Here is a 14,238-nt window from a genome sequence, read left to right as displayed (position 1 = left end):
CGGGCGGGCAATTTGCCTGTGCTGCGCCGGAGGCATTGGGCGCCGATGCCGATCAGGGGGAAAATGACGCACCATGCCGCCCGAAGCCGAATCCACGAATCGACTCGATAGGACACCGCCGCCTGCGCCTGATGCGGCCAGGCCGCTTGTCGGCCCCACCCGGGCGGCCCTCGATCTGCAGCGCAGCCTGCTGCAACGGCTACTGGCCTTCGCCTGCCTTTTGACGCTGCTGTTGCTGGCAGCGCACGGCTGGCAGATCCGGCAACAGGCGCTGGCGGACACACCCGACACTGCAGCCGTCATCCAGCAATTGCTGAACCAGGATCAGCCCCGCCAGGCCGACGTGTTCAACCGAGAATCCATCCGGGTGGATCTTGCCGTGCTGGAACCCCTCGCACGTCGGCTGGCGTTCTGTGTGCAAGTGGAAGACCTGTGGTCGCGGCAGATTGGTGCTGCCTGCGTGCGCCCCGCACCCCCTCGCTCAGGCGCCGGGGTCGTTGCCCGCTGGCTGGAGGCCCTGCACACACCAGCCGACACCAGCGTCCGCCCCTTGCTGCGTGCGCCCGGCGTCGCGGTGGGCCATATCCATGTCCGCCCGGACTGGCACACCGAAGCCTCACACTGGCTGTCGTCGATGTATCTGGTGCTGGTCGGCTGGGCGGCATTGGCGATGCTGGCAGCGGTGATCGTGCGCCCCGTCCGCCGCGCCTTGCGCCCCGCCGACCAGATCCTTGCCGCCATCGGCCGGCTCGAGGGCGGCGACACCACGGTGCGCCTGCCCGCCTTCGAGCTCGATGAATTCCGCCGGATCGCAAACGAGTTCAACAGTCTTGCCGCCCAACTGGCCACGACCCGAGCCGCCGAGCGCAGGCTTGCAACACATCTGCTCGATGTCCGCGAGGACGAGCGCCACTACCTGGCCCGCGAACTGCATGACGACATGGGGCAACACCTGACCTCGCTGCGTGCCGACGCCGCCTACCTCAGACAGTCGCTAGCCGCGTCGACCGCTCACGCCCCGCTGACGTCCGTGCTGGACAGCCTGGGCGAAACCCTCGCCCGCATGCACGAGAGCATCCAGAACATCGTTCACCGTCTGCGCCCGCCAAGGCTGGAGGCCTTCGGTCTGATCGCCGGACTGGAGCAACTGATTGCCGACAGCAAACGCATGCACAGTGGCACGCCCAGCATTCAATTCCATCATCAGGGCCTGTTCGACACGCTCGAACCGACGCTGACCATCCACCTGTACCGCATCGTTCAGGAAGGGCTGACCAATGCCCTTCGTCACGCCGATGCCAGCCAGATCGAGATCGATCTTCAACGCAATGGCGGCCGCTTGCGCCTGTCCATCCGCGATGACGGCAAAGGCGACACCGCTGCTCCCGCACCGGAGGGACATGGGCGACTGGGTATCCGCGAACGGGCTTCCGCGCTGGGTGGCACGGTGGAATGGATCAGCGCGCCGGGACAAGGCACGCAGTTGCGGGTCGAACTCCCGGCAGGCACGTGGGGCGCCACATGATCCAGTTGCTGCTGATTGACGACCATGCCGTCGTCCGGCAAGGGTATCGCCGCTTGCTGGAGCTGCAAGGCACGATGACGGTAATTGGTGAGGCGGGTACCGGCGAAGACGGCATGCGCCTGTGGCGTGAGCGCCAGCCCGACCTCTGTATTGTCGACCTGGCGCTGCCCGATCTTGGCGGATTGGAAGTGATCGCGCGTATCCGCCAGCGCGACCACACAGCCCGCCTGCTTGGCTTCAGCATGCATCGTGATGCACTGTGGGCACTCCGGGCGCTGGAGGCCGGCGCTCTGGGTTATGTCACCAAAAGCAGTCCGCCAGAGGTATTGCTGCAGGCCGTCAACACCGTGGCCGGACGGCGCACCTTTATCAGCCCCGACCTTGCGCAGGAAGTTCGCCAACTGCGCGGAGAGGGCGAACGCGGCCCTTCAGACCAACTGACACCACGCGAAAGCGAGATACTGCGCCTGCTGCTGGACGGCCGGTCGGTTGCAGACATCGCCACCACCCTGTCACTCAGCCCCAAGACCGTGCATAACACCCACTATCAGATCAAGGCCAAGCTCGGCGCTGCCAACGACTTCGAATTGGTCCGCCTCGCCCGCCGCATCGGCTTTGGCAACTGACGGGCAGATCACGCGGATACCGATCCGACCGCGCTCAATCCGCTTCGCCCCAGCGCAGCAGGGCGTCTGCGGCCAATACATCGCCCTCGTCCGCGGCGCGCTGCAGCCAATGTCTTGCGCGTGCCGGGTCGGCATCCACGCCTCGTCCCTGCGCCAATGCCATCCCCCAGTGATAGCGCGCCAGGGTCGCATAGCCACCGACCTCATCGCTCATGGCCCCGCGCTCCATCAGCCGCGCGGCACGGGCTTCGTCGCGCGCGACCCCTACGCCCGATTCCAGCATCTGTGCCAGCCAGATCATCGAATACACATCGTTCCAGCGCGCAATGCAGTCCTCGAAAATCCTGACTGCAGATACGTGGTCGCCCGTTTTTTCAGCGACGTAGCCATACAGACACTTGATCCGACGTGGGCTGTCCACGAAGTGGCGGTAGCTGAGATCCCCCTCATCCTCCGCCAGTGCGACGGGCCCCTGCAGCAACAGCAACAGCAACCACGCAAGCACGCCACGCAGGGCAGCGGTTTTCATGGCCGCAGCTCTACGAAATCCGGGTCACGGAACAGGCGTCCATCGATGCGTCGCCACGCTGAATGCGTGCCGGTTCGCAGAAACTCGTCCGCCGCACTGTCACCAAGACTTGCAGCCGTTTGGAACAAGGCCAGCGCGCGGGGCCGATCCACCGGCACGCCAACACCAAAATACAAGGCCGTGGCGTAAAGCGTCTTGGCACTGATGTGATACTCGGTATTGTCCGCCGAGGCCGCCCGCGCCAGAAAATGCGTCGCACGTTCCGCGCGCCGGGGCACGGCGGCACCGATCTCGTATAGCTGGGAAATACGCACCAGACCACCTGCATGATTCTGATGCGAACACAGGCTGAGCAGCTTCAGCGTGGTCTCATGATCGCCACATTTCTCCAGTTCGAGCAATGCGGACGAAAAATTGCCAGTGCTCAGCCCGCAATCGGTCGCGGCCTCGAGGCTCGGTTCCGGTACCTCGTCATGACGCGGATCAGGCTGCAGACCACGACAGTAGCGGTTACGCTGCACCTGCTCCAGCGCGACCCGCTCAACCCCCTCGACCCACCGTCGGAATCCGTCGGAATCTGCGGACGCCCCCATCCCCGCCAGGCGCGTGCCTCCGTCCACCTCATCCCAATCCACCGATACGCTTACTGGCAAGGCGTCGTCCAGGACAATGGTTGCCTCAAAACGCTCATGATCGACCGCCAGCACGGGCACCCCGCTGCCCAGGACCGCAGTCCACACACGCGCCGGTCCGGCGCTCAGCGTACGCTCCACCGTTGCCGCGCCAACCGCCTGCGTCAGCATGGACAACATCGCACCCAGCACCCCTGCCACCCTGATTGCCTTCATCGCCACCTCCCTGGATCGACGCACCGATTCTAGGAAGCCGCACCGCGTCACGTCCCGGGCAAATCGCCCGCACAATACCTCCCGGCTTCTGGCCCCGCTTCATGGCGTGGATAGGTCATGGCCCTGACGGAGCCAGCCTTTTCGTCGTCATGCCGCCAGCAGCATTTGTTCGCCGATCGCGTCGAAATACACCTGGTCGGGAGTGCGTCCCTGGTGAGCGCCGTGACGCCGCCCATCCGAACCGCTGACAGCTCGTGCAGTGTGGTATAGAGTGGGTTTCGCCATTCCATGCGCACAAGGATGCCACCGATGAGCAGATCTCGAGACAACGCCGTCGTTTTCGGTACCGAAGACCTCCTGAAAAGCCTGTGCGATTCGGTCGCCAAGGTGCTCACGGCGGCGACGCAAAGCGAGATCCGCTACTCCGGGATGGTCCAGCGCATTTCCAAGACCTGCCTGAAGCCTGACATCGGCTGTTTCGTGCTCTTCGATGGCGGTTTTTCCGGTTTGGTCGTCATTAATTTTTCGGCTCCGGCAGCCATGGAGCTGTACCAGAAGTATCTGCTCAGCATGGGAATGGCGTCGAGCGAACTCGCCGCATCGCACACGTCGGACGAGGTCAGCAATGTCATGGGTGAGCTCATGAACCAGATCGTCGGCGACTTCACCGGCAAGGTGGGGCGCCAGCTCCAGACCCATATCACGCAGAACCAGCCCAAGATGCTGGTGCTCAACAAGCAGGTCATCCTCAGCGTCGACACCAAGCTCGACAACCCGGAGGCACGCCGGGTCACCTTCTACACCGGTGGGCACAACGTTTTCTACCTCGAGCTTGCCGTCGATCGTGCGGAGTTCATCCAGCTCAACGACTTCGATGCCCACGAGGTTCTTGATCCGGATGCGCTGCTCGAGCAGGCTGCGCAGCCTGCCCGCGTTCCGGTTGCGCCCGCGAATGATCACGACGATTTGTTGAAGTCGCTGGGCATGTAGTGCGCAGTGACCGTGACGCCCTTATCGGTCACGGGCGTTCGCGATATGTCACACTAGCAACACATGTTCCTGGGCGCGCGCCTGCCACGAGCGGGCCGGGCATTCGAAGTGCAGGGAAGCAGACCACAGGAGGGGGTAGGCCATGGATGCGATCAATACTGCGACGGGACTCGCCGTCCGCGATGCTGCACGGCTACCCGAACTGCGCCAGGCGCAAGCTATGCCGCAGGAAGGGCAGGCTGGGCGTGCCGCCGATGCCGCGTTGGCAGATGCCGCCAGAGCCAGTTCCCCAAGCGCCGTCGTGTCCCTCAGTGCCGAGGCACGAAGCGAGGCTGTTCGCCAGTCGGCGCCCAGCCCGGACAACGGCACCCAGGAGGCACGTGCGGTTGAGCAGGCGCGCGCCGCCGCCGCGAATGCCGATATCCGCAACAACTACTCGGCCCAGCGGGCGTTGTCCAGCTATGAAGCGATGGCGCAGGTCGGTGCAAACGCGGCCGCGCGCCCGGCTCCGCCCGAGCAGACGACGGCGCCGGGTCAGCAGGACCCGAGCGTGCTGCGTACCTGATTCCTGCGCCTCCGGGCGGTACGCCTGGCCCTGAGTGCGGCCATCCTTTGCCCGTCGCCGCAGACGCTTGAAACGCAATGCCGCGCCCTTGGTGGCGCGGCATTCTTGCGATCAGGCTGGCGCGTCCCTCAGACGGGGCCGCCCGAGCCTTCGCCGCCCGAGCCTTCCCCACTCGGCGCGGCGCTGCGGCGCTTGCTGCGTGTGTCCACATAGCCGCCGCTGACGACCGGCGATTGCAGCAGCACGTCATAGCCCACGATTGCCGCCGCATCCTTCCACTGATAGCCGACGCCAACCGGCAGTCCAACCTTGCTGCCGGTGGCGAACGGGTGGTAGCTGAGGCCGGCGGCCAGGATGCCGCGGTCCTGCTTGCGCGTCGAAGTCGCCTGCACGGTAAAGCCAATACCTTGATTCGAGCCGAAGGCATAGGTGATGCCGACGAACGCCCCGACATCGGCTTGCGCCGTCCCGGTGGCGAGAACGAATGCGCTGGCGAGGAAGACTCTTTTCATGATCACTCCTTGTCATGGTCGATGGGAAACACCGCTGGCCGCCACTACGCCATGGTCGTGCCCAGAAGGCCCCCAGGCGTGCCGGCAAATACCTAAGCTCTCATGTCCAGCATAGACCTGCCGTCGCCCCATGTCATTGCCTGGCCGCTTTGCACTGCGCCGTCTTACTGCTCGTGCTGACGCGGCGCCTGGGCGGGCCTATATTGGATCGAGGCGCGGGCGCCTGCCGAGCGCTGCAGCCAGGAGGGGACGGAGATGAGCAGGGGAGACGAAGCAAGGATGGGGCTCGCCCTATCGGGCGGGGGGTTTCGCGCAACGCTGTTCGGCCTCGGCAGCCTGTGGAGGCTCAACGAAGCAGGCCTGCTCGGGCGCCTGGCGCGGGTCACGAGCGTTTCGGGCGGGTCGATCCTCGCGGGCGTGCTTGCCCACCGCTGGCGCGCGCTCGCGTTCAGCGAGGGGCGCGCGGACAACTTCGAGGCCGTGATCGCGCAGCCGGTGCGTGCCTTCTGCAGCCAGTCCATCGACGTCAAGACGGCCGCGCTGGGCCATCTCGTACCTTTCGTCACCTCGGGAGACTTCCTCGCCCGTCGCTACGCCAAGGACCTGTTCGGCGACACGCTGCTCAGGGAGCTGCCGGATCCAGCGCTGGAGGCTGCGCCGCGTTTCATCTTCTACGCCACCAACATGCAGACCGGGCGGAGTTTCCGCTTTCGCCAGGACTACATCGCCGACTACTACCTCGGTCTGTCGCGCAGTACCGACGTCAGACTGGCGGAAGCCGTTGCTGCATCGAGCGCCTTTCCGCCGATCTTCTCGCCGGTGGTGCTGAAGTCCGACCCTGCCACCTGGGTGCAGCCCGAGCGCGAGCTGCCGAACCTTGAGGCACTGCGGCGGCGAATTGTGCTCGCAGACGGCGGGGTGTACGACAACATGGGGCTGGAGGCCCTGCTGCGCGAGATCGACCTCATTCTCGTGAGTGATGCCGGGGCGCCGTTCGAGATCGACGAGTCGCCGTTCGAGGACGATCTGCTGCAACTCGGTCGCGTGCGCGACATCCTCATCGACCAGACGCGCGCGCTGCGCAAGCGCTGGCTGGTGGAAGATTTCCAGGCCGGTCGCCGCCGTGGTGCCTACTGGGGGATCGGTACCCGGATCGGCGATTACAAGGATCCAAGGGCATTGGTTGCCGACAACACCCTCACCACGACGCTCGAGCACATTCCTACCCGGCTCAAGAAGTTCGAGCCTCGCGACCAGGGCCGCCTGATCAACTGGGGTTATGCGCTGGCCGATGTTGCCCTGCGCATGCGGGCAGGGCTCGCCATTCCCGCCGCGCAGGGCTGGCCCGTACCGGAGTGGCCGCTGGGCTGAACGCGGCGGCCGGTGCGCCCGGTGGCGCCGGTCGCATTGCAGTTACTGACAGGAGCGCGCCGCCATGATCGATCGCGATCGCCTTGCCGCCTGGGGCTTGGGGCTTGATGACGACGACTTTGCGCGAGCGTGTGCGGCCCTCGGGGCGCTCAACGCCGCGCAGCGCCGCTTGCGTCGCCGCGTATCGGCGCAGCGCGTGTCCGCGGGCGGCTCGTTTGCGCGGCCGAGGGCGGCCGAATGGTCGATTGCCCAGGCGGCGGACCGCCGCGACGGTGCGCCGCTGGTGGCGTGGGAGCTGCCAGCCCTGCAACGCCTGCCCGCCTTCCCGGCGGCGCTCGAGCTTGCGCAAGCCTGGCAACGCTACCTCGACGACGCGCCCTGGGGTACTCGGCTCGCGGTGTATGGCCGCGGACGGAACTGGCAAGCCCTGCTGCCCTTGCTGCGCGTCCTGCAGCAGCCCGCGGTGAGTGCCGCGGCAGTCTTCGTGGCCGACGCCTTCGCGGCCGACGGCCGCGTGGACTGGGCCTTGCCCTTCCGCCTCTGTGTGCTGGCTGATGATCCGCTTGCCAACGCCTTCGGCGCGTTTCGCGCGCACTGGAGGGAGCCGTGGCCCTACCGTTTCATGCGTGCGGATCGCGCCGTACCAAGGGTGGAGGTGATGGTCTTCAGCGGCTCGCTGCGTGCAGTGGCGGCTCGACTGCTGGCCCGGGGGGCGCCCTGTCGTGCGGCGTTTGCGCTCGTGCTTGGGGGCACGGATGTCGAGGGCGGACAGGACGGAGGCCAGCTCGAGCGTCTGGTGCGCGTCGTGGCGGACGTGCTGGCGGCCGAGGGGGTCGCCTGCGTGCGCGCGCTCGGCACCGCCGGCGTGGATGTCGAGCAGCGCATGCATGCCCTGGTACGCCTGGGCGATGAGCTCACCCACAACCTGCCGCTCGATGTAGCGCTGCGGCAGGCCTTCGGTGCCGATGTCTTGGCCTTTCTCAATCGCGACCTGATCCGACTCAGTCATCTTGCCAGCGCAGTCGACCGCCTTGCAGGGCGGCTGAAGGCGGCTCCCGCCCAGGCCTCGCTGGCGCTCAGCGAGCGTACGCTGGCCCAATTGATCGGTACGCCGGGCGTGGTCGAAGCGCTGGAGCAGGTTCGCCCCAGCCAGGCCCGCGGTCTGGGGCGGGTGGCGCAGGCTGTTGCGAGCGCGGGCGAGAACTTGCGCAGCGTGGCGCCACGGGCGCTCGCGCGTGGCATCGATGCGTCGCGCGAGCGCTACCGCTACGTCCGTGAGTCCGACGAAGCTTCATCCCTCACCGAAGCTGTGGCTGCGCTGGCTGCCGTGGAAGCCGTGCAGGCGGCCGAGCAGCCCGAGACACGCTACGTCCAGCACGGCTTCTGGCGCCGGGAGGGTGAAGCTCTCGTCGAGGAGCACGAGTGCCTCAGGGTTGGCGAGCAGGTGCTGCTGCGGCTGCGCATCGGCCCGCCGGGCGAAGGCTGGCAGACCGCTTCCGAGGCCTTTCCCGCACATGAGCTGCCGCCCCGGCGACGGCGCCACCGCCTGCAGGTGGTCTTTCACGAGCCGCTCCAGCTCGATGCGCCGCTGACGGGTGTGCTTTGGTTGCCCCGTTCCGGGCCGAGCAGCGTGCTCGAGTTCGTGCTCACGCCGCGCATGGCGGCGGCGTTCGAAGGCCGTATCAGCGTGCTGCATCGTGGGCGTGTGCTGCAGACGGTGCTGATCCATGCCCAGGTGGTCGAGCAGGGGGGGCTGGCCGGTCCCCGCCCGGCAATCACCCAACAGGTCGAGGCGCGGGTGCGCGAGCATTGGAGCGACCTCGGTTCGCGGCGGCGCTTCGATGCGTCGTTCGTGCTCAACCACGCGCATGGGGCACGCCCGCTGCTCACCGGCATCGCTGGCCGGCGTGCATGGGCGACCGACCTCAGCGGCATCCAGGAGCCGGTCGATGCCATCAACCGTCTACTCTCCGAAGTTGCCTACAGCGTGGCCGACTACAGCGCCGGACTGACCGCGGGTGACAACCTCACGCTGTTCTTCAGGCTTGCGCGGCTCGGGGGCGACCTCTACTCCGCGCTGGTCATCGACCATCTGCAGGCCCTCAATAGCGGTGGCATGGATGTGGACGAGGCGACCCACATCCAGATCGTCAGTACGCGCGCAGATGCCGTGGTGCCCTTCGAGTTCATCTACCAGTATCTGCCGCCGGACGATGAGAGCGATGTGCGCTTCTGCCCCGACGCGCTCGAGGCCCTGGCCGCGGGCGCCTGTCCGGGCCATTGCGCGGGCCAGCAGGACCCCCGCCGGCATGTATGCCCGATGGGCTTCTGGGGGCTGCGCAAGGTGATCGAACGCCATGTCTTCAATCCCGCGCTGGGCCGGCCGGGAGATGCCGAAGTGCTCGTCCAGGCCGAACCGGCGGGTGACCGCCTGCGCCTGCAGCTCGACCGCTCGGCGCTGGTGGGCTATAGCGCGGAGCTGCGGCAGGAAGAGGTGGGGCCGCTCATCCGCCTGCTCGAGGGCAGGATGCAGGGCGCGGTGCGCGAGGTGAAGGACTGGGACGAGTGGCGGGCTGCGGTCGGCGGGGAACACCCAACATTGCTGGTGGCGTTTCCTCACAACACGGGCGACAAGCAGGATGTCGCGCTCGAGATTGGTGGCAAGCCGTTCAAGACCTTGCGCCTGCCGCGCGAATACGTGCACATCGATGGACCCTACCCGCTGGTGCTGCTGCTGGGGTGCGATGTCGCCAGTACGGCGCAACAATACGCCAGCCACATACGCTATTTCCGTCAGGCCGGTGCGGCGGCCGTCGTGTCCACCATCGCTACCGTATTCGGTCCGCATGCCGTCAAGGTGGGCGAGAAGATCCTCGAGGGCCTGCTGGCCGCGGCCGCAGGGCGGGATGAGGACGGGGGTGCCGAGGGCTCACGCTGCCTTGGTGAAGTGCTGCGCGCGGTCAAGCGCCAGGCTCTGCTCGACAGTTTGCCGATGGCGCTCTGCGTGGTGGCGTTCGGCGACGCCGACTGGCGCTTGTGAGCCTGTAATCCATGAGCGCCGCACCATTCTTTCGCATCGAGATGCTGCCGGCACGACACGGTGATTGCCTGTTCGTCGAGTACGGCGATGCGTTGCGCACACGGCGCATGTTGATCGATGGCGGCCCGATCGCGACCTATCGTCACCTGGAGGCCCGCCTGGATGCGCTGCCGCAGGGTGACAGGCGCTTCGAGCTGGTCGTGATGAGTCACGTCGACACCGACCATGTCGAGGGGCTCGTGCGCCTGTTCGCCAACAAGCCCGTACCGGTGCGCGTGGTCGACATCTGGTTCAACGGCTGGAGTCATCTGCAGGCAGGCGGCCGCGTGCTGGGCGGCAAGCAGGGCGAGTTCCTCAGTGCGCTGATCGTGCGACGGTTCGACGCCGGACAGTGGAACAGGGCGTTTGCTGGCAATGCGGTGGTGGTGCCCGATACGGGGGTGTTGCCGGAATACACCCTGGCTGACGCGCACGGCATGCGTCTTACCCTGCTGTCGCCCACCCGGGCCAAGCTCGACCGCATGCGGGAGCGCTGGAAGAAGGATCTCGGCGCCGACATCAACCCCGGCGACCTCGAGTCGGCGTGGACGAGCCTGTCCAGGCGCAAGGCCTACCTGCCTGGCCAAGGCTTGCTGGGCACGACCGCGGAGCTCGACGCGGTGCTCAGGCGCCAGCTCAAGGTCGACAAGGCTGCCGCCAACGGCAGCTCGATTGCCTTTCTCGCCGAGTTCGGCGGCAAGTCCTGCCTGTTTCTCGCCGACGCCCATCATGATGTGATCACCGCCTCGCTTCGTCGCCTGCTCGCGCAGCGCGGCGAAGCGGTGTTGCGCGTCGATGCGGTCAAGGTCTCGCACCACGGCAGCGCGGGCAACATCAGCGACGAGCTGCTCGCCCTCATCGACAGCCCGCGCTTCCTGTTCAGCACCAATGGCAGCCAGTTCCGCCACCCCGATGCCGAAGCCGTGCAACGCATCATTGCGCGTTCGGTGCATCAGCCGCCAACGCTGTGCTTCAACTACGAAAGCCAGACGACGCTACGCTGGGCTCCGGCGGAAAGGCAGGCCGGGCTCGGCTACATCGCCGAGTACAACCCGACCCCAGGGGAGCCCTACGTGATCGAGCTGTGAGGGGGCAGCAGGCGCTGATCGGGCTGATCTCACTCTCCGCCGCGTACCTCGGCGAACTTGCGCTCCATCTCGCGCCGCATCGCGCGGCGCACTTCGGCTTCGGCGAAGCGGCGGCGTTCGTCCGGCGTATGGGGTTCGAGCGCCGGCACCTTGGTCGGCCGGCCTTCGTCGTCGACCGCAATCATGGTGAAGAAGCAGCTATTGACGTGGCGTACGACCTTGGCGCGGATGTCCTCGGCAACGACCTTGATGCCCACCTCCATCGACGAGTTGCCGGTGTGGTTGACCGAGGCGAGGAAGCTGACCAGTTCGCCAACCTGGATGGGCTGGCGGAACATCACCTGGTCGACGCTGAGGGTGACGACATAGTGGCCGGCGTAGCGCGCAGCACAGGCGTAGGCCACCTGGTCGAGCAGCTTGAGGATGGCGCCGCCGTGAACCTTGCCCGAGAAGTTGGCGGTGTCGGGCGTCATCAGGACGGTCATGGTGAGCTGGTGGGCGGGGAGGTCCATTGCAATGTCTCGCGCTTGAGTGGCTGATCGGGTAGGGGCAGTGTCGGCTTCGGCGAAACAGGGTGCAAGGCTAGAATGCGTGCACCGAGCCAGCTCGTCCGCACCGATGCACAAGACCCTCACTGCTTTCGCCCACGCTGTTCGTGAGGCGAGGCGAGGCGAGGCGAGATGGGCTGCGCGCTGCGTGCCCGCTATGCTGCGGAGCCTGCGCCCGTTCGATAGGCACTTGGCGCAGCCCCTGTCCACTCGCGGAATGCCCGCGCAAAGCTCTTCTCGCTGTCGAAACCGACGGCCGCCGCGACCTGCTTGACCGGTTTGCGGGTCTGCAGCAGCAGCCGGGTCGCGTGCTCGCGCCGGGCTTCGTTCTTGAGCTGTTGCAGCGACACGCCTTCCTCCTTCAGTTGCCGGTGCAAGGTTCGTACCGACAGGTTCAGCTGTGCAGCGACGTCCTCGGCGGTGTGTGCGGCCGCTGGCGTGGCAGCAAGGAGCTGGGCGACGCTGTGCACGAGCAGGCGGTCGCGGCGGTATTGCAGCACGGTGAGCGGGAGCGCGCGTTGCAGCATGGTCTGCAGCGCCTTCTCGTCGCGGCGTACCGGCAGGGTGAGGTAGCGGGCGTCGAAGCTGATCGCTGCAGCAGGGGCCGAGAAGCTTGCAGGCCCGGCGAACAGGTAGGCGTAGGCGTCGGCATGCGCCGGGGCGTCGAAGGGGAAGGCGGCTGCGGTCAGTGCGATACGCGAGTCGACCAGCCAGCAGGCGTAGCCGAGCAGGTAGCGCAGCGTGCTGACCAGGCAGAACTCGCGCAATTCACCCAGTTCGGTGTGTTCGGCAACCCGGATAGTCGCCACGCCGCGCTGGGGCACGAGCTCGAACACGATGTCCTCGGTCAGCAAGCGGTGGTGGCGGCACCAGCGTTTCAGCGCCACCTCCAGCGTCGGCGAGGTGAGTGACGCCCGGCACAGCATGCCATAGCTGCCCCAGGGCAGGCGGCGCGAGAACCAACCCAGCGCTTCGTCGTCGAGCGCCTGCATGGCGATTCCCGAGAGCAGTTCCATCTGTGCAGCGGTGACCCGTGCTGCAGGGTCTTCCAGCACTGCTGCCGGGATCTGCGCCTGCGCAAGTGCGCTGGCCGGATCCATGCCCCGGAGCCGGTACCCGAGGACGATCGCACGGATAAAGGCGATCGGCGTGGCGGCGCGGCCCCGAGTGAGGTCGGCGGGTGAGGGGGCGAGGATCTTCATGTGCTGGAATGCTAGCGGGCATGGCACGAATTGCAACCACGATGGCACTCGGCGGGCGCACGCTGCGCTTAATCTCGTCCTATCTTCGGGCATGCGCCGTCCATAATGGATCTGCGCACTGCCCGCCGCGCCAGGACAACCTCGAGAAGGAGACACCCCATGAACGTGCCCAGCCTGAACTTCAACCTCGGCGAGACCATCGACGCCCTGCGCGACACCTTGCAGGCTTTCTGCGCTGCCGAGATCGCACCGCGCGCGGCCGAGATCGACCGCGTCAACGAGTTCCCCGCAGACCTGTGGAAAAAGCTCGGCGACCTCGGCGTTCACGGCATGACGGTGAGCGAGGAGTACGGCGGTACCGACATGGGCTACCTCGCCCACATCGTGGCGATGGAAGAGATCTCGCGTGCCTCGGCCTCGGTGGGGCTGTCCTACGGCGCGCACTCCAACCTGTGCATCAACCAGATTCGCCGCAACGGCACCGAGGCGCAGAAGCAGAAATACCTGCCCAAGCTGATCTCGGGCGACCACGTCGGCGCGCTGGCGATGTCCGAGCCCAACGCCGGTTCCGACGTGGTGTCGATGAAGCTGCGCGCCGACCGCAAGGGCGACCATTTCGTGCTCAACGGCGCCAAGATGTGGATCACCAACGGCGGCGACGCCGACACCCTGGTGGTCTACGCCAAGACCGACATCAACGCCGGCCCCAAGGGCATCACCGCCTTCATCATCGAGAAGGGCATGAAGGGCTTCTCCTGCGGCACCCACCTCGACAAGCTCGGCATGCGCGGCTCCAACACCTATCCGCTGTTCTTCGACGACGTCGAGGTGCCGGTCGAGAACGTGCTCGGCGGTGAGGCCAACATCGGCCGCGGCGTGCAGGTGCTGATGTCGGGCCTGGACTACGAGCGCGCCGTGCTGTCGGGCGGCCCGCTCGGCATCATGGCGGCGTGCATGGACGCGGTCGTGCCCTACATGCACGAGCGCAAGCAGTTCGACACCCCGATCGGCGAGTTCCAGCTCATGCAGGGCAAGATCGCCGACCTGTACTCCACCTGGAGCGCCTGCCGCGCCTACGCCTACGCCGTGGGCCAGGCCTGCGACCGCGCCGACCACGCGCGCACGCTGCGCAAGGACGCCGCCGGCGTCATCCTCTACACCGCCGAGAAGGCGACCTGGATGGCGGGCGAGGCGATCCAGGCGCTGGGCGGCGTCGGCTACACGAACGAGTATTCGGTGGGCCGTCTGTGGCGCGACGCCAAGCTGTACGAGATCGGCGCCGGCACCAGCGAGATCCGTCGCATGCTGATCGGCCGCGAGCTGTTTTCCGAAACCCGCTGAGCGGAGCGTCTGCG

The 14,238-nt window shown here is 66.7% G+C and carries 13 protein-coding genes; 8 read left to right on the top strand and 5 right to left on the bottom strand.

Going from position 1 to position 14,238, the window contains the following annotated elements; translation table 11 throughout:
• The first annotated feature begins 73 nt into the window (after positions 1-73).
• A complete protein-coding gene (locus tag P7F68_RS05715) occupies positions 74-1,525 on the top strand; it encodes a sensor histidine kinase (protein ID WP_277831404.1) in 1,452 nt (483 codons plus the stop codon).
• The gene (locus P7F68_RS05710; protein ID WP_277831402.1) at positions 1,522-2,151 is read left to right on the top strand and encodes a response regulator; all 630 of its coding nucleotides are present in this window, start codon (positions 1,522-1,524) and stop codon (positions 2,149-2,151) included. The genes P7F68_RS05715 and P7F68_RS05710 overlap by 4 nt, the downstream gene beginning before the upstream one ends.
• A 34-nt stretch (positions 2,152-2,185) precedes the next feature.
• On the opposite strand, the gene P7F68_RS05705 is transcribed toward P7F68_RS05710, so the two are convergent.
• Positions 2,186-2,680, bottom strand: coding sequence for a tetratricopeptide repeat protein (locus P7F68_RS05705; protein WP_277831400.1), 495 nt, complete (start codon positions 2,678-2,680; stop codon positions 2,186-2,188).
• Positions 2,677-3,528, bottom strand: a complete 852-nt coding sequence (locus tag P7F68_RS05700; protein WP_277831397.1) for a tetratricopeptide repeat protein — start codon at positions 3,526-3,528, stop codon at positions 2,677-2,679. Before P7F68_RS05700 ends, P7F68_RS05705 begins: the two co-directional genes overlap by 4 nt.
• Before the next feature lie 309 nt (positions 3,529-3,837).
• Here P7F68_RS05700 and P7F68_RS05695 point away from each other — a divergent pair, with 309 nt between their 5' ends.
• Together P7F68_RS05695 and P7F68_RS05690 are read left to right on the top strand one after the other, a co-directional pair.
• Positions 3,838-4,518 carry a DUF3334 family protein gene (locus tag P7F68_RS05695; protein WP_002931285.1) on the top strand — a complete coding sequence of 227 codons (681 nt, stop codon included), beginning with the start codon at positions 3,838-3,840 and terminating at the stop codon, positions 4,516-4,518.
• 142 nt (positions 4,519-4,660) lie between these two features.
• The gene (locus P7F68_RS05690) at positions 4,661-5,083 is read left to right on the top strand and encodes a hypothetical protein (RefSeq protein ID WP_277831395.1); all 423 of its coding nucleotides are present in this window, start codon (positions 4,661-4,663) and stop codon (positions 5,081-5,083) included.
• A gap of 128 nt (positions 5,084-5,211) precedes the next feature.
• Here the strand turns inward: P7F68_RS05690 and P7F68_RS05685 are convergent, their stop codons facing one another.
• On the bottom strand, positions 5,212-5,595 hold the full coding sequence (locus P7F68_RS05685) for a hypothetical protein (RefSeq protein ID WP_277831393.1): 384 nt from the start codon (positions 5,593-5,595) through the stop codon (positions 5,212-5,214).
• A gap of 255 nt (positions 5,596-5,850) precedes the next feature.
• On the opposite strand from P7F68_RS05685, the gene P7F68_RS05680 reads away from it, so the two are divergent.
• The 3 genes from P7F68_RS05680 (at position 5,851) to P7F68_RS05670 (ending at position 11,133) form a co-directional block, all read left to right on the top strand.
• On the top strand, positions 5,851-6,966 hold the full coding sequence (locus P7F68_RS05680) for a patatin-like phospholipase family protein (RefSeq protein WP_277831391.1): 1,116 nt from the start codon (positions 5,851-5,853) through the stop codon (positions 6,964-6,966).
• A gap of 64 nt (positions 6,967-7,030) precedes the next feature.
• Entirely contained in the window at positions 7,031-10,006 is a 2,976-nt protein-coding gene (locus P7F68_RS05675; protein ID WP_277831389.1) for a hypothetical protein, read from the top strand.
• 11 nt (positions 10,007-10,017) lie between these two features.
• Positions 10,018-11,133: a ComEC/Rec2 family competence protein gene (locus P7F68_RS05670; protein WP_277831387.1), complete on the top strand. Its 1,116-nt coding sequence runs from the start codon at positions 10,018-10,020 to the stop codon at positions 11,131-11,133.
• 29 nt (positions 11,134-11,162) lie between these two features.
• Here the strand turns inward: P7F68_RS05670 and P7F68_RS05665 are convergent, their stop codons facing one another.
• Both P7F68_RS05665 and P7F68_RS05660 read right to left on the bottom strand, forming a co-directional pair.
• Positions 11,163-11,645: an acyl-CoA thioesterase gene (locus P7F68_RS05665; RefSeq protein WP_002931268.1), complete on the bottom strand. Its 483-nt coding sequence runs from the start codon at positions 11,643-11,645 to the stop codon at positions 11,163-11,165.
• 191 nt (positions 11,646-11,836) lie between these two features.
• Entirely contained in the window at positions 11,837-12,883 is a 1,047-nt protein-coding gene (locus P7F68_RS05660; RefSeq protein WP_277831385.1) for an AraC family transcriptional regulator, read from the bottom strand.
• Between the two features lie 159 nt (positions 12,884-13,042).
• Between P7F68_RS05660 and P7F68_RS05655 the strand changes: the two genes are divergently transcribed.
• Positions 13,043-14,224 carry an isovaleryl-CoA dehydrogenase gene (locus P7F68_RS05655; RefSeq protein ID WP_002931264.1) on the top strand — a complete coding sequence of 394 codons (1,182 nt, stop codon included), beginning with the start codon at positions 13,043-13,045 and terminating at the stop codon, positions 14,222-14,224.
• Positions 14,225-14,238 lie beyond the last annotated feature (14 nt).

This window comes from Thauera mechernichensis, assembly GCF_029588855.1.
GTDB lineage: Bacteria > Pseudomonadota > Gammaproteobacteria > Burkholderiales > Rhodocyclaceae > Thauera > Thauera mechernichensis.
Note: the sequence above shows the minus strand (reverse complement) of the source record. Positions and strands in the feature narration are given on the sequence as shown.

What these genes read in the sequence shown, in the direction of transcription:
- P7F68_RS05715 (WP_277831404.1), top strand. Translation starts at nt 74, where the DNA reads ATGCCGCCCGAAGCCGAATCCACGAATCGACTCGATAGGACACCGCCG.
- P7F68_RS05710 (WP_277831402.1), top strand. Translation starts at nt 1,522, where the DNA reads ATGATCCAGTTGCTGCTGATTGACGACCATGCCGTCGTCCGGCAAGGG.
- P7F68_RS05705 (WP_277831400.1), bottom strand. Translation starts at nt 2,680, where the DNA reads ATGAAAACCGCTGCCCTGCGTGGCGTGCTTGCGTGGTTGCTGTTGCTG.
- P7F68_RS05700 (WP_277831397.1), bottom strand. Translation starts at nt 3,528, where the DNA reads ATGAAGGCAATCAGGGTGGCAGGGGTGCTGGGTGCGATGTTGTCCATG.
- P7F68_RS05695 (WP_002931285.1), top strand. Translation starts at nt 3,838, where the DNA reads ATGAGCAGATCTCGAGACAACGCCGTCGTTTTCGGTACCGAAGACCTC.
- P7F68_RS05690 (WP_277831395.1), top strand. Translation starts at nt 4,661, where the DNA reads ATGGATGCGATCAATACTGCGACGGGACTCGCCGTCCGCGATGCTGCA.
- P7F68_RS05685 (WP_277831393.1), bottom strand. Translation starts at nt 5,595, where the DNA reads ATGAAAAGAGTCTTCCTCGCCAGCGCATTCGTTCTCGCCACCGGGACG.
- P7F68_RS05680 (WP_277831391.1), top strand. Translation starts at nt 5,851, where the DNA reads ATGAGCAGGGGAGACGAAGCAAGGATGGGGCTCGCCCTATCGGGCGGG.
- P7F68_RS05675 (WP_277831389.1), top strand. Translation starts at nt 7,031, where the DNA reads ATGATCGATCGCGATCGCCTTGCCGCCTGGGGCTTGGGGCTTGATGAC.
- P7F68_RS05670 (WP_277831387.1), top strand. Translation starts at nt 10,018, where the DNA reads ATGAGCGCCGCACCATTCTTTCGCATCGAGATGCTGCCGGCACGACAC.
- P7F68_RS05665 (WP_002931268.1), bottom strand. Translation starts at nt 11,645, where the DNA reads ATGGACCTCCCCGCCCACCAGCTCACCATGACCGTCCTGATGACGCCC.
- P7F68_RS05660 (WP_277831385.1), bottom strand. Translation starts at nt 12,883, where the DNA reads ATGAAGATCCTCGCCCCCTCACCCGCCGACCTCACTCGGGGCCGCGCC.
- P7F68_RS05655 (WP_002931264.1), top strand. Translation starts at nt 13,043, where the DNA reads ATGAACGTGCCCAGCCTGAACTTCAACCTCGGCGAGACCATCGACGCC.